This is a genomic window from Paenibacillus sp. 2003, assembly GCF_031455635.1.
GTDB classification, from domain to species: domain Bacteria; phylum Bacillota; class Bacilli; order Paenibacillales; family Paenibacillaceae; genus Paenibacillus; species Paenibacillus amylolyticus_B.
Genome location: NZ_JAVDTB010000001.1, coordinates 396,421 through 411,206, shown reverse-complemented (window position 1 = coordinate 411,206; position 14,786 = coordinate 396,421). Strand labels below are relative to the sequence as shown.

Annotated in this window: 14 protein-coding genes; 5 read left to right on the top strand and 9 right to left on the bottom strand. The window is 46.0% G+C overall.

Going from position 1 to position 14,786, the window contains the following annotated elements; genetic code table 11:
* Positions 1-5: 5 nt before the first annotated feature.
* Entirely contained in the window at positions 6-692 is a 687-nt protein-coding gene (locus J2X75_RS02035) for an HAD family hydrolase (RefSeq protein WP_047844222.1), read from the bottom strand.
* 294 nt (positions 693-986) lie between these two features.
* On the opposite strand from J2X75_RS02035, the gene J2X75_RS02030 reads away from it, so the two are divergent.
* Positions 987-2,705 (top strand): methyl-accepting chemotaxis protein, encoded by a 1,719-nt coding sequence (locus tag J2X75_RS02030; protein ID WP_310334022.1) that lies wholly within the window; start codon positions 987-989, stop codon positions 2,703-2,705.
* A gap of 177 nt (positions 2,706-2,882) precedes the next feature.
* Here J2X75_RS02030 and J2X75_RS02025 read toward each other — a convergent pair whose 3' ends face one another.
* Positions 2,883-3,854, bottom strand: a complete 972-nt coding sequence (locus J2X75_RS02025) for a Gfo/Idh/MocA family protein (RefSeq protein WP_310334020.1) — start codon at positions 3,852-3,854, stop codon at positions 2,883-2,885.
* 411 nt (positions 3,855-4,265) lie between these two features.
* On the opposite strand from J2X75_RS02025, the gene J2X75_RS02020 reads away from it, so the two are divergent.
* The 4 genes from J2X75_RS02020 (at position 4,266) to J2X75_RS02005 (ending at position 7,863) form a co-directional block, all read left to right on the top strand.
* Positions 4,266-5,897 (top strand): thiamine pyrophosphate-binding protein, encoded by a 1,632-nt coding sequence (locus J2X75_RS02020; protein ID WP_310334019.1) that lies wholly within the window; start codon positions 4,266-4,268, stop codon positions 5,895-5,897.
* A gap of 12 nt (positions 5,898-5,909) precedes the next feature.
* On the top strand, positions 5,910-6,278 hold the full coding sequence (locus J2X75_RS02015) for a carboxymuconolactone decarboxylase family protein (protein WP_310334017.1): 369 nt from the start codon (positions 5,910-5,912) through the stop codon (positions 6,276-6,278).
* A 187-nt stretch (positions 6,279-6,465) separates the two neighbouring features.
* Positions 6,466-6,816, top strand: a complete 351-nt coding sequence (locus J2X75_RS02010) for a hypothetical protein (RefSeq protein WP_124113814.1) — start codon at positions 6,466-6,468, stop codon at positions 6,814-6,816.
* Between the two features lie 54 nt (positions 6,817-6,870).
* On the top strand, positions 6,871-7,863 hold the full coding sequence (locus tag J2X75_RS02005) for a 3-oxoacyl-[acyl-carrier-protein] synthase III C-terminal domain-containing protein (RefSeq protein ID WP_150365738.1): 993 nt from the start codon (positions 6,871-6,873) through the stop codon (positions 7,861-7,863).
* A 173-nt stretch (positions 7,864-8,036) separates the two neighbouring features.
* On the opposite strand, the gene J2X75_RS02000 is transcribed toward J2X75_RS02005, so the two are convergent.
* From J2X75_RS02000 to J2X75_RS01970, 7 genes are all read right to left on the bottom strand, one after another.
* A complete protein-coding gene (locus J2X75_RS02000; RefSeq protein ID WP_091014606.1) occupies positions 8,037-8,606 on the bottom strand; it encodes a manganese catalase family protein in 570 nt (189 codons plus the stop codon).
* A 94-nt stretch (positions 8,607-8,700) separates the two neighbouring features.
* Positions 8,701-8,976 (bottom strand): spore coat protein CotJB, encoded by a 276-nt coding sequence (locus J2X75_RS01995; RefSeq protein WP_091014607.1) that lies wholly within the window; start codon positions 8,974-8,976, stop codon positions 8,701-8,703.
* Positions 8,966-9,205, bottom strand: coding sequence for a spore coat associated protein CotJA (locus J2X75_RS01990; protein WP_307543249.1), 240 nt, complete (start codon positions 9,203-9,205; stop codon positions 8,966-8,968). Before J2X75_RS01990 ends, J2X75_RS01995 begins: the two co-directional genes overlap by 11 nt.
* Positions 9,206-9,387: 182 nt before the next feature.
* On the bottom strand, positions 9,388-10,740 hold the full coding sequence (locus tag J2X75_RS01985; RefSeq protein ID WP_124113810.1) for a hemolysin family protein: 1,353 nt from the start codon (positions 10,738-10,740) through the stop codon (positions 9,388-9,390).
* Positions 10,741-10,786: 46 nt separating this feature from the next.
* Positions 10,787-11,923 (bottom strand): radical SAM/CxCxxxxC motif protein YfkAB, encoded by a 1,137-nt coding sequence (yfkAB, locus tag J2X75_RS01980; protein ID WP_310334009.1) that lies wholly within the window; start codon positions 11,921-11,923, stop codon positions 10,787-10,789.
* Between the two features lie 220 nt (positions 11,924-12,143).
* Positions 12,144-13,265: an HD-GYP domain-containing protein gene (locus J2X75_RS01975; protein WP_124113809.1), complete on the bottom strand. Its 1,122-nt coding sequence runs from the start codon at positions 13,263-13,265 to the stop codon at positions 12,144-12,146.
* Between the two features lie 72 nt (positions 13,266-13,337).
* Positions 13,338-14,768, bottom strand: a complete 1,431-nt coding sequence (locus J2X75_RS01970) for a bifunctional metallophosphatase/5'-nucleotidase (protein WP_310334007.1) — start codon at positions 14,766-14,768, stop codon at positions 13,338-13,340.
* Between the last annotated feature and the right edge of the window lie 18 nt (positions 14,769-14,786).

Below are 14,786 nucleotides of genomic sequence, written 5' to 3'. Positions count from 1 at the left end.
AGAGGCTACTCTGCTTCATCATACAGACGCAGCAGTTCTGTAAAATCAGAGATGAGCACATCTGAGCCTGCAAGCTCCTCATCACGACCAAACCCGGCATAGGCACAGCCGATGACTGCCTGCCCGTTCATTTTACCAGCTTCCACATCAGAAGAGCGATCCCCTACCATCCATGCGTCCTGAATACGATGTTTCTCAAGCAGGATCTGCACCAGATTAATCTTGGAAGGAGTCTTGTACTGGCCTGCACTGTATACCCCTTCAAAGAAAGGCATAATCTCGTGTGCAAACGCCACACCCTTCACATAGTCCTCCAGCCCATTACTTGCGACAAAAAGACGCACTCCTTGTTGTTTTAATGCTTGCAGCGTTTCCTTCACCCCAGGATACAATTGAGAACTTCCTTGATCAAGCCCCTCAATCTCCAGTTGAAGCAACAGTTCGTCTGCACGGCGATGTGCCGCTTCCGATGCCTCAGGCATAACCACTTTCCATATATCTTCGAGCAACATGCCCAAACTTCCCAGCATCCGTTCCTCGGGTGGAGTTTCTCCTTCAAAGTGCCCTTCGGCACGCAATGTATCAAATAGTTGCTGGTAAGCTGGCAACAACAGGGTCTCTGTCTGGAACAGCGTACCATCCATGTCAAAAATCATCGCTTCCGGTTTGAGCAATACCTTCTCTTTATTCATGTCCAATGTTCCTTTCGGATTGGGATATTGTATATGTAATTGGAATCGTTCCCTTCCCATGATAAACATAACGTTTGAACGTGTAAACCAACGATTGTAAAACATCATCAACCCCAACCTTATACAACATCAACCAAACATTATATTGTAGTTAAACAAACTATATACAAAAGAAGTTTCTTTACGTATAATACTAAAAAATAGTGCTTTAGACACCTAATCTAAAGACCTATAATTATCACATTTCCGGTTTTTTCGACAACTACATATACCCCATAGAGAGGAATAACAAACATGAAAAAGCGAAAGACCTTTAAGATTTTTTATAAGATTGGATTAGGATATTTACTTGTACTGGCTGTACTGGCTGGTTGCATCCTGCTGATTCAGAACAGCACAAGTCAGCTCCAACGGGAACTGGATTTTCTGGTCGATCACGATATGAGAGTACACGCCCTAACCTATGAACTCGAAAGAAACATGGTAGATATGGAAACAGGTCAGCGTGGTTACATCATCACGGGTCAGGACAATTACCTCGATCCCTACACCCAAGGAAAAGCGCAACTTATTACACTTAGAGATGAACTTGCTGCTTTAATTTCGGATAATCCGGCTCAGCTTGCACTTTTGGAAGACATACATACTAATATGGAGAACTGGGTCCAGGTCGCTGGTGAACCTATGGTCGCCCTTCGCCAAGTCAATAATACACAGGGCATTCGAGATTTTTTCGCAGATGATCCAGGTAAAAGAGACATGGACCAGATTCGGACTGCTCTCGTTACGTTTCGAACCAACGAGCATACGTTAACCGATAACCGTACAGAAGCACTGAAGCAAAAAAACACACTGCTGAACCTGGAACTGTATGGGGCACTTATCGTTGTCGCCATTATCTCGTTCATCACTGCTTTGGTCCTGTCACGTGCCATTGTTAGAAACATTCGTACCGTAAAGCAGGCGTTAAATGACATCGGTTCTTCCAATGGTGACCTGACACTGAGAATCGCTACGCCAATGAAAGACGAAACTCGTGAACTCGCGGAGGCAGCCAATACAATGCTCACTGGTTTGCAGCAAATGATGCTGGACGTTCAGAGCAATGCCATGATTCTGAGCACAGCTTCGGATCGATTGGATAAAGGGGTTGCCGATAGCCATCTTGCAGGAAAAGAGGTTGCCACTGCCATGGAACGCGTCGCTGAAGGCGCTGATGAACAGGTTGCTCTTACGCAAACCATGGTAGCTGCGATGCAGCAATCCCTCAATGGCCTTAATCGCGTCGCCTCATCAGCAAGTGACGTGGCAGGCCGTGCAGTTCGTACCGAATCCATTGCCGTGGATGGGCAACAGCGCATTGATAATGCTGTAGGTAAAATGAGTTCCATTGAGCAATCCTTCCTCTCTGTACAGGAAGCCATTAATGAAATTTCGAAGATGTCTGATCAAGTGATCAACATTGCAGATTCAATGTCGGGTATTGCGAGACAAACCAATCTGCTCGCACTTAACGCCGGAATCGAAGCGGCCCGCGCTGGGGAAAATGGACGCGGCTTCGCTGTCGTTGCCGCGGAAATTCGTAATCTTGCAGACCAAAGTGCAACATCAGCCAAAGAGATTACAAGTATATTGGAAACCGTGGTAACAGGTGTTCAAAGTACGGTGCAGGTGGTTGATGAGAGTACTCTACATGTGAATGAAGGGTTGCGGACCATTGAGGATGCAGGTAATGCTTTTTCAACTATTACTCACCATATTCATAACCTCAGTGGTGAAGTTCTGGAGGTATCTGCTGTTGTCGAGGAGTTAACTTCCGGTAGTGAGGCTGTGATGAGGTCCATCAATGAAGTATCGGCTGTTGTGGAAGATACTGCATCAGCTACAGAAGAAGTATCTGCGATGACGGAGGAACAACTTGCTTCTCTGCAGGAAATGTCTGACACGTCCAAGCAGTTGAATGAAATGTCCGATGCACTTGATCAGCTGGTTAAGCGATTCAAGCTGGCGTGACCTGATTCAACATATCGATAGAATGTATATATGCTCTATCCTGCGCCAAAACAAAAGAAAGAAGCATCGCAGACTGGCACACCTGGGCCACTGCGATGCTTCTTGGTGTTAAGGAGAGCTGATACATTTAGAGGTACGGCAGGCACTTCGAAATGAAAAAACCTGACACTCCTTTTCTTATCCTGATTGTTCCGTGTTCCGTAGCGCTTCCAGTATCAATTGTGCCTGATACCCATCGTTAAAATCATATATCTTAGCAGGTTTGCCTTGTATACGGGCAATGACATGTTTAAGAACCGGCAATTCACTGGTGGATTCAAGCACTTCCACAGGAGAAAGTGGCTGCCCCACCAGACCCGTCTTCAAATCTTCCCAATTTTCCAGGGCAATCGTGCCTTCTGTGCCGTACACCACCATGGATACTCGTTCTTCCCCCGCAAATTGAGAGATCCCGTTTAGCTGAATTCGGGTCCCGTCTTCCAATTCCATTGCAGCCTGTACTTCTAGTTCACAGTCACCATTCTCAGGATATTGAACCTGAGTGTTCACTACCCGGATGGCACCAAACACCTTTTGAATCATATGAATCCAGTGAATCCCCACTTCAAGAATAAATCCACCCTGTTCCCGGCTCGTAATCCATGCATTCTGTTGCCATGATCGTGGCCACTGCGGGAATTGCAGAATCAGATCTATTTTGCGAATGGCCCCCACAGTACCCTGCTCAATCATCTCTTGCAACTTCAGCACAGAAGGTTCATGCGGCATAGAGAAGTGGATGGCATGAACAACGCCCGCCTGCTCCGCTGCATCCAGCATTTTTTTGGCTTCTTCTACACTATTGGCAAGTGGTTTCTCGCAGAACACATGAATTTTGCGCTCCAGCGCTTCCATGACAACCGGATAATGAAACTTCGGCGGAACTGCAATATACAACAGATCAATCTGATGTTCATTCATCAATTGCTTGTAATCCGTATACGTCCTAACTCCCCGATGAGAAGCTGCAAAAGACGCCAAACCGTCCTCATTCACATCACACACCGCTACAATCTCAATCTTTGTATCCATTTTCGTATTCTCGATTAGATCAACCATATGTAATCCCATTTTACCCAGCCCAATCAGAGCCATCTTGATGACTGTCATTCCATCCCCTCCCAATTCCTTTCCAGTATAGCAGAAAGCAAAGAATTGCGAATGCGATGCGTTGATACGAAAAAAGATAAATCTCTAGCTTTCAAGTCGCTATTAGAGACTGAAATTCATCATTGGTAGTCATATTTTTACATTATTTGTAACTTCGTAAATATTGGGTAATTCGTTGCAGGGATATATAACCAATTATTTTTACTTTATCCAGCAACACTTAAAGCGTTACCAACTTAAGAATCAGGAATTTAGACTCACAAAAACAGGTTGACAAAAAACCACAAAAAAAGATACTCTTCCTAATAACAATGAATATTTCCTCTTACAACCTTAGACTGTAACTTGCATTCAATAAATGGAATATGCGTATGGTTCTAATAACCTATTTCATGAAGCGAGGTGTCCCGCATGAGAACAGTTGCGGACTATTTGGCAGAAACTCTGCGTAATCTAGGCGTTACTCATGTCTTTGGTATTATTGGTAAATCCATCTGTCCTGCTGTACTGAAAATGGTGGATTACGGATTAGAGTTCATTCCAGGCCGTCATGAATCCAGCTCAGGTTTTGCCGCATCCGGTTATGCATTACAGACAGGTAAACTCGGCGTTGCCTTTGCCACATCCGGTCCAGGCGGAACCAATCTGCTTACTGCAGCAGCCCATGCAAAAGCCAACAATCTGCCTGTACTGTTTATTACGGGTCATCAATCCATTCAGGAACTGGGGCTTCCCCAGTGTCAGGATTCTTCTTCTTATTTGGCTGATCTGGCCGAAATGTTCAGGCCTGCTACGCTATTCAGCAAACTGGTTGAGCGTGGAGATCACTTCGGCACACTGCTGAATCATGCCCTTTCCATTGCACTCGGCCCTAATAAAGGCCCTGTTCACCTCTGTATTCCTTTTGACGTACAGACCGAGCTGTTATCCCAATGCCGGATTGTCATTCCCGAACCGGAACCTCTGCTTAGCGTATCTAATCTGAATCGCATTCTTCCTCTCATTCAACAATCCAACCGCCCTTTAATTATTGCTGGTAAAGGTGTAAGTCGCGCCAGAGCCCATGATGAATTGCTTCAATTGGCTGAATCGTTCAACATTCCCGTCATTACTACTCCTGGTGGAAAAGGAGCGATTGCGTGGGACCATCCCCTGTACCATGGACCTTGTGGTGTTGGAGGTTTCCCGCATGCAGACGACATGTTGAACCAAAGTGACCTTTATATCGTACTCGGTTCACGTCTGAGTGACATGACCCTCTGCAATCTGAAGCCTGAACATCATCCGGTACACCTCATTCAATTTGACGCTGATCCTACGTTTGTAGGCAAGATTCTGAGCGCTCAAACCTTACATATCACCGGTGATTTGAAGGACAACCTACAATATTTGCTGGGCACATTAGAAGACCTCCCTACTCCTGTGAGAACCACTGCACCCATGGATTACACTGTCCCTTTACCAGATCTCCCCCAACTGTCTCTGGCTTCTGTGCTGGACGGAATGAGCGATCTGCTTCCGTACGATCATAAGCTGTTTGTTGATGATGGCAGCCATGGATTTCATGCGGTCCAGCGATATAAAGTCAAGAAACCAGGCAGCTTTGTGTTTGACGCGTACTTTGCCTGTATGGGGAACGCCATTGGTATGGCGATAGGTGCAAAGGCCGCTTCACCTGAAGAGACCGTTGTATGTATCACCGGTGACGGATGTTTCATGATGCTGGGGACGGAGATCCATACCGCGGTATGCAACAACCTGAACGTCATCTTCATTGTTGTTAACAACAAACAACTGGACATGGCACTCAAAGGGATGGAAAAAACAACAGGCAGAATCGATGGCACATTATATGAAGTTCCTATGGATGCAGCCAAATTCGCCGAATCTCTCGGTGCGGTTGCGTTTCGAGCAGAAACTCTTGCTGAATTCTCATCTGCGCTGAACACAGCCCAGACGTTGAATCAGGTAACTGTTATTGAGCTTCTGACCGATCGAGATGAAATTCCACCCACGGCTCACCGCACCGTAACTTTGAATTAGGAGGAGCAAATCATGAGTGAACATGTAACTCAGGGACTAGACCGTTTCGCGAAGCTTTCTGGGGAGTACGGTGCAAGAGCCCTCGCCCCTATCAAAGAACATTTTCCCGAATTGTCGGAATTTATTATGGGGACGGCATACGGGGATATTTTTCAGCGCACCACGATTTCGGATCAATGGAAGGAAGTTGCTATCATCTCTTCGTTGATCACCCAAGGACAGTATGAACAATTGGGCGTACATTACACGATGGCTCTAAGCGTGGGAGTGACGGTGGATCAGCTCAAGGGAATATTGCTACATCTGGCGCCATGTGTGGGAGCTCCACGCATTATAAGTGCATTTAATATTTTGCTTGCCACCTTGGAAGAAATACAGTAATTCACTTTTCTACATTTTTATACATGATTCGACTTTTTTATTGATCTTTTTACATTCCTACCTTTATAATATGGTTAAATTATCCTCCGAACCAGCTCTCATCTTAGAAGCTTTCAGCAGAGGCCCTATGGGGCTGTGTATCCATTAGCAGGATAGCCTTAACTCATTTAAAGGAGAGAGATCAAACATGGGAAATTTCATTCTGAAGACAGACGTTCCGAACAAGGTGTTAAACATTGAACTGGAGGGTTCATTCTCTCAAGAAGACGGTTTGCGTTCCATCTCGGCCTATCAGGATACGATCGCTCCTATTAACACCAAGGAGTATGACTTGAACATCGATTGCAAAAAGCTGAATGTTACTGCTCCGGAGATTGTTCCTCTTCTGGAAGGCTGTCTTCAATTGTTCAAAAAAGATGAATATAAAAAAGTCGTGTTGACCCTCGAGAACAACGCGATTCTAAAAATGCAATTGTCCCGACTTGGTCGGTCTGTCGGCCTGGACAATCTCGAAATCATATCTACCGTTACCACTTAATAAACCAGGCGGACAAGCTGTGAATTCACCCTTCCGCTCAAGAGGAGAATGAAGATGGCCGGAATTCGTATTGTAGATATCGATATCTATCATCCAGCAACCAAGGTGCACAATGATTTTTATATTGAACATTTTGATGCAAGAGGTGTAGATATTCGTGGATTGTTACAGGCACTTGGTCGTGATACACGTTATAAAATTGACAACGATGACGAAAACTCACTAAGCATGGCCTTTGAGGCAGCCAGTAACCTACTGGAGAAAACCGGACTCACCGGTGCAGATATTGATCTGATTGCTTATGCAAGCCAAACGCCAGAATACATCTTTCCTACGAATTCCCTGATGATCCATCGCCTGATTAACGGAGCTTCTCACACGATCTGTATTGACAGTAACGCGAACTGTGCAGGCATGACCGCTGCTTTCGAACAGGTTAGCCGGCAGATGCTGGGCAATCCTCGAATTCGCCGGGCTTTAATCATCGGCTCCGATTACGTGGCTCCTCACGCCAGTCCCGATGATCCCGTATACTTCGCCAATTTCGGTGATGCAGCAGCGGCGGTTATTGTAGAGCGGGATGAACATGCTGTCGGTTTCATTGATTCCATCTATCAGACGGATACCTGTGTGTATGGTAATTCTCTTTTTCCTGCAGAAGGCTTGGCAAAGCTCGGCAAAACAGGTGTGGATGCGGGTGCCTTTCATGTGAAATTCATCCCATTTGATGATTCCATCTGTGTGGATGCCGCTTCCGAGTCCATTCGTACTTTGCTGACACGTAACGAGATTGGACCAGATGAGATCAGAGCCGCCTGCTTCTCCCAACTATCTATTAGTAACATTCGGGCTGTATCCGAAAACATCGGCATTGGTAACGATATTGCCGTCTATATCGGAGATGAGTTCGGATATACCTCAACCAGCAGTCCGTTCATTGCATTACATCGAGCGGTTACAACCGGTCAGATTCAGCGTGGTGACAAAGTTCTGTTCTGGACCGTTGGAGCCGGGTGGCAAAATGTTGCCATGGTGGTTGAATATTAGGCTTTACTTCGCCAAAATATAATAAACAGGACGGTTCTCTTTCTTCCAAAGAGGATCGTCTTTTTATATGTAAGCAATCCACATTTCAGCACATACACTTCTTCTAGCCTCTCCATTTCTTCAAAGCAAAAAGCAGCCCTCACCGGACTGCCAGGTTCCTATTTTCCACCTGTTCAAAAAATCTTCTTTGTATCCCGATCGTCTTTCAGAATCTCCACGGCCTCCCGGAACCTTAACGAATGCACGATCTCCCGTTCCCGCAGAAACTTCAGACTATCCTGTAAATCCACGTCATCGGTCAGATCGATTAACCATTGATATGTAGCCCGGGCTTTCTCTTCTGCTGCAATATCCTCGTACAAATCCGCGATCGGATCTCCCTTCGAAGCAATGTATGCTGCAGTAAAAGGTACACCTGAGGAATTCGTGTAAAATAAAGCAGAATCACGCTGAGCATAGTTAGGCCCGAGTCCCGCTTCTTCCAGTTGCTCTACCGACGCGTCCTTGGTCAACTTGTAGATCATGGTAGCAATCATTTCCAAGTGAGCGAATTCCTCTGTGCCGATATCATTTAATAACCCGATAATTTTATCCGGAATGGTATACCGCTGGTTCAAATACCGCAGAGCTGCCGCCAGCTCACCATCCGCTCCTCCATATTGTTCAGCCAGCAATTTTGCCATATGAGGATCACATTTGCTAACCCGAACAGGATACTGCAATTTTTTCTCATACACCCACATGCAGAGCCCTCCTTTTAGAATGAATTTGAAATTGCTGGCATATTCCCCGAGTCCCCGGCGTGGCAATTTTGCACGGAAACCCGAGGAGATTGTTTCACACTTGCCATGGCCACGGTGTCTGTGACCATTCCCATGGATATTTGGAGAATGCATGACCAAAGTTCATCAGCGGTCCGTACAATTGTTGAAATTCATGTGCAACTCTCATGCGCTCCTGACTGAATTTGTTGTACTGTTCAATACTCTGAAAGTCACCCGGATGGGTGTCCAGATACAGATTCAGCTCAACTAATACAAAGTCCAGTGCCTGGAGCTCCTCTAACAGCTCATAGTACCTTGCATCACAGGCTTTGGGCACTTCAGGCTCCATCCAATTCCACCTTCCTCCCTTTCGATCTTGCTGGTGTATAAGGGCTGTATAATGCAGGCCATAATGTTCCCAGTCTTAACGCTTCTGCCGGACTGTATTGCGGCCAGCCCATAGGTTGAAATGGAATAAATAATTGCGGAGGAACCAGATACGTTCGAATCTCTACAGGCGGACAAGGGTCAAACGGCCCCACAAACGGGGCGTAAGCACGAAGCTGCGGATCTTTCACAGAACAACTCTCCTTTCTCAATGCTTGCATGCATCCAACATACATTTCAAACGATTGCTTCCCGTCTCTATATCCATATGTTTCAAATCGGTAAGTTAATCCCCTTTTAGCTCACACATCAAAAAAACCTCTGAAAGCCCCACCACAATGGCGGTACTTTCAGAGGTCTGTTTGAGGTCTGTTTATTGTGTTGACTGATCTTCCGAATTCATGTCTTGAGGAACAGATTGCTTGTACACTCGAACCCGAGTAATTCGCAAACGAGAAGACTCTTCCACTTCAAAGACGTATCCATTCAGCTCCCGAGTTTTGCCCTTGGCTGGACTACCTCCAAGCTCTTTAAAAAGCCATCCACCAATGGTATCCACTTCTTCATCCTCAATGATGGCTCCGGTCCACTTATGAACTTCTTCAATAAGCGAACGACCATCAATGGAAAAGGAATCTCCACTGCGTTCCATATGCGGACGCTCATCCTCAAACTCGTCATACAAGTCTCCAACGATCTCTTCCAGAATTTCTTCCGCAGTCAGCAATCCAGCTGTGCCGCCATATTCATCCACAACCAGCGTCATCTGAGAATGTTTCTTCTGCATCAGACGCAGCACATGGCTGATTTCCATGGATTCAGGAACGTTTAAGATTGGTCGGACGAGTGAAGCCAGATCATGTTGTTGCTCCGGTTTAGCCAGCAACAGATCGGTGATGTGTATAAATCCAATGATCTCATCCTTGTCTTCTACTGCTACGGGATACCGGGAATGTTTGGTTGCATTAATGATCTCCAGGTTCTCTTCCAAAGACATATGCGTGTACAGACAATCCATGTCTGTACGTGGCAGCATCACTTCACGTGCCAGCATATCGGAGAAATCAAAGATGTTGTCCATCAGTTTGATCTCATCTTTATCGATGACACCACTTTTGGCACTCTGCTTCATCAGAATTCGAAGTTCATCTTCCGAGTGAGCTTCTCCTTCACTGGCAGGTTCGATACCCGCCAGACGCAGCAATGCATTAGCCGATACATTCAGTACCCAGATGAACGGGAAGAAGATTTTGTAGAACAACAGCAAGGGCGCAGATAAGAACAATGCCACTCCGTCTGTTTTTTGAATTGCCAACGATTTAGGCGCAAGCTCACCCAACACAATATGCAGAAACGTAATGATACAGAAACCGATAATGACGGACACGGTCGATATAAGCCCTGTATCTCCTACACCGAGCTTAAACATGAGAGGCTCAACGAGCAATTCAGAGATGGCTGGTTCTCCCAGCCACCCGAGCCCAAGCGATGTCAATGTAATCCCGAACTGAGTTGCCGATAGATAGGAATCCAGTTTACTATTCACCTTCAGTGCATAACCAGCCAAACGGTTTCCTTCACTCTGCAATTGAGTTAAACGTGTCTGTCTTACTTTCACAAGGGAAAATTCCGCTGCAACAAATACGCCATTCAAAAATACGAGCAAAAAGACACAGACCAGATTAAATACCAGCTGTCCAAGATGAAATTCGGTATGAATATCCAAGTTGAAACTCCCCTTTTCTATCTATTTCAGGAATACACCTGGAATATCAAAGTGTGATTGCCTTTCTAGATTTGAAATCTACACCCTTGTAATACATATCTGCCACTAGCAGGTTTGGTCCGCAACAGGATGCAATATCGCAATGGCAATTGACCGTTTGATTCAACGGATGTTCAGCTGACCATTCATGGAACACTTCATCCAGTTTACGATCACGAATGTTACCAAACGCCGGGATATCCGCAAAATCCGTCACATACACATTACCCGTGAACATGTTAACGTTAACACGGTTGCGTCCGTCCGGATCGTTACGTACCGTCACATTTGGTTCGCTGTATAAACGGTTGATCAGTTCCCGATCCTGCTCTGCTGCACTGCACGCGAAGAATGGCAGGGTCCCGAATAACATCCACATATCTTTGTCACGCACATCAAGCAAACGATGAATCGCTGCTCTCATATGATCCAGTGATAACACGGGCAGTGACGAAGCAAAGTTCGAATTATACATCGGATGCACTTCATGACGGACACAGCCCATCTCACGAATCAATTGGTGAATACCATCCAGCTTGTCGTGCGTACGGAAGTTAATCATCGATTCCGCAGAGATAAACATGCCTGCTTCACTCAGTTTGCGTGAATTTTCAATCATTTTCTCATACATCTTCACCGCTACTTCACGTTTCACAGGTCTGCCACTATTGGCAAATCCAACTTGATGGAAATCGTCAGCATTCAGATAGTTGAATGAGATATGCATAACGTCCAGATAAGGTAAAAGTTGCTCATACCGGCCGATATCCAGTGTTAAATTCGAATTGATCTGGGAACGAATTCCACGTTCCTTGGCATATTTGAGCAGCGGGATAATCATCTCATCCACTGTTTTCTGGCTAAAGCTTGGCTCGCCACCCGTCAGACTAATTGTCTGCAGATGCTCCACTTCATCCAATCGTTTCAGCATCAGAGGAAGCGGGAGAGCCGGCGCTTCACGCATCGTGAGCATATCTCCCACGGCACAATGCTCACACCTCATATTGCACAGATGTGTCACGGTCATTTCTACACTGGTCAGCACATGGCGTCCATATGTACGCAGAGAGCCGATCGGATCCCACGGATCATTCGTTGGCGATAAAGGCATCGGTTGTACCGATCCTGAGTTTAGCATGGTCATTGTTCCTCACCTTATTCCTTTTATTAACCTAAAAAGTTTTATTTACATCATACCTTGTGTTTTTCTTTTTGGAGTTATCTTTTATCATAGCACAATTTTGAATGCTCCGGCATACGCAGACCCTGTCCATTACATGACAAAAAACGCTCAGGCAACTCTGGACCGAATTACGAAACGGCCCGGATATTACGACATGAGCGCTAATCATCTTTCAAGTTGTTCAGCTTTCTACCTGTTCACTTTGAGCCGCTGAAGGTGTATCCTCCACACCCTCTACACCTGTGATCATCACAGACAGAGCTGTCAGCAGGTTAATTTCATAAGGCGAAGATAAAGTCTGGCCGTCCGCATCTTTTAGAACACGGATAAGCGGACGTTGAGGAACACGTGAATGAATTGATGCAACTACTCCAACCTCTCCCGTGCTGAGCTTGACTGAAATACCTACTGGGTATATCGCAACACAATCCCTGAACTTTTCCAACATCCGTTGTTCATAGAGGGTTCCTGAACCTGTATACAACACCTCTACTGCCTGATGCGGCAGCAAGGCTTGCTTGTACACCCGATTCGTTGTCATGGCATCATACGAATCAGCAAGCGCAATCCATTTGGCATATTCATGAATTTCCTTGTCTTTCAAACCAAAGGGATATCCACTGCCATCAATTCGTTCATGGTGCTGCAATGCACAATGCGCGGATAGAAGCGGTATACCTGGTTCATCTTTGAGAATACGGTGTCCATATGTAGTGTGCTGCTGAATGATTTTGAATTCCTCGTCACTCAATCTGGAGGGTTTATGCAAAATTTCTGGTGCAATCTGTGTTTTGCCGATATCATGCAACAAAGCGCCCAGACCAATCTCCATTAATTGCTGGCGTGTGTAACCCGAAGCAACACCAAGAACCAGCGTGTACACACATACATTCAGAGAATGGTTATACAGGTCAAAGTCGCTGGAGTTCATGTCCATCAGCATAATCATGGCTTCCTTCTGACTACCGATGTCTTCCAGAATCGCATTCATCACACCACTAAGCGCTTTACCGAAATGAGGAATCTGATTTTTGGTTTTCAGTCCTGACATACTCTGAAATTGCTGTTTGATCTCGACCAGTGCTTTCCTTCGGGTCTCTTCCTGCAACATTTCAGGAACGATGATGTCCTCTGTCGCAGCATCTTTAATATACACATAACCGACCCCGAGATCCTTAAGGCGTCCAATCAATCGACTGGTTAGCTCTACATCCTCACTAAGTAATACAAGGCCTTCTTCACTATAAATACGTTTTCCCAGCTTCATGCCAGGCTGCAATAAGTTTATATGTACTAAACGCACAGCCTATCCTCTCCCGCTCCGTAGATGTAATTACCACTAGCCGCCGCTTCAGCAGAAGGCAAGTACTTTAATTTAGCTTTGATGCCAGCGGGCTCGCAGGCTGTCGTCCAGAGCCCCTGGTCGTTTTATTTCCGTTTCCAGCAAATCGCGTATGAATTCCGGAAGATGATAGAGCGTACGGTTTCCATGAGCCAGAGGAGGATACCCCACATTGAACGTAAACATGTCCAGTGTCCCAACGATATACTCACATTGTTCGTCCATAGGCTCCCCATTGATGGATATGGTCTGAATCTTCTCATAGGCTGGCGCATGTGGATTGTATTGAACTTCCACTCCATCCATACATAACGTGCCTAGAATATGACCACGAAAACCAAATCCCACAATGGGCTTACCTGAAAACTCGTCCAACAAGGACTGCTCAAGTGCTTCACGAATATGACTTCCACTCAAGCATATTGTACAAGCATTTATAGGAGATGGACATAGGGAATGCAACATTCCTTTTGTAATATTACCTTGTGGAAGATCTCCGAGAAGCTGACCTGCATTCACCAGAGACAGCTGTGCCCCCGTGAAATGACGAACAGCTTGTGCAAGCAATGTTGCAAACGGGGATTCCCGGTCATACGCGATGGGCAGCACCCGATCCGTTATCACTGCCGTCTGATTGAGTGTCCTTTCGGCTTCCGTACGATTTGTAGCGATTGCCAGAGCGACCTGATCATCCAGTAATATACTTTTGGCAGCCATACAACCGCTACTTATCAGTTGGAGAGGTTCTCCCACGCTTGTTCGTTCCAGAACCACTTTCCCAAGCCATTGACCAAATTTCCCGGCTGCACCCAGCACGGTCTGACCAATGACTAATGGTTCTTCGAGAACATGATGGGTATGTCCACCGAGAATAACATCAATTCCAGTAATCTGCTCCGCCAGTCTCCGATCTGTCGAAAGTCCCAGATGTGAAAGAACAACCACCACATCCACTTCATCACGTAATGCTTCCACTTGAGCTCTTAGTGACTCCACAGGGTCCAGAACATCCCACCCAAGCAGTTCGTAAAACGTGGTAAAAGGGGCAGTTGCCCCCAGCAGACCAACGCGAAATGGACCTTTCTCCACAATCAGAGAAGGTTTCATCCACACTGGCGGAAGGCCAGTATCTTGCTCCACAACATTGCCGCATACCACAGGACACAGAAGTCCAGCGTAGGACTGCGAGAGCTGATTTGGCGTAAAGGTTAGACCTTCGTTGTTACCGATTGTAATGGCATCGTAGCCCGTCAGGTTAATAACATCAACATTAGCCGTACCCAGTGTTCCTTCTGTTTCAACGGCCATCCGGTCCATATGATCGCCGATATCCAATACAAGGAAGTTGCCACCCTGGTCACGTTCCTCATTGATCATAGCGGCGATGGTGCTCATGGAGCCGAAGTGGCTATGGATGTCATTGGTGTGTAGAATCGTTAACGTTTGCTTCTCCCTGGTGCTCATCACACCGCCTCCCCTGCT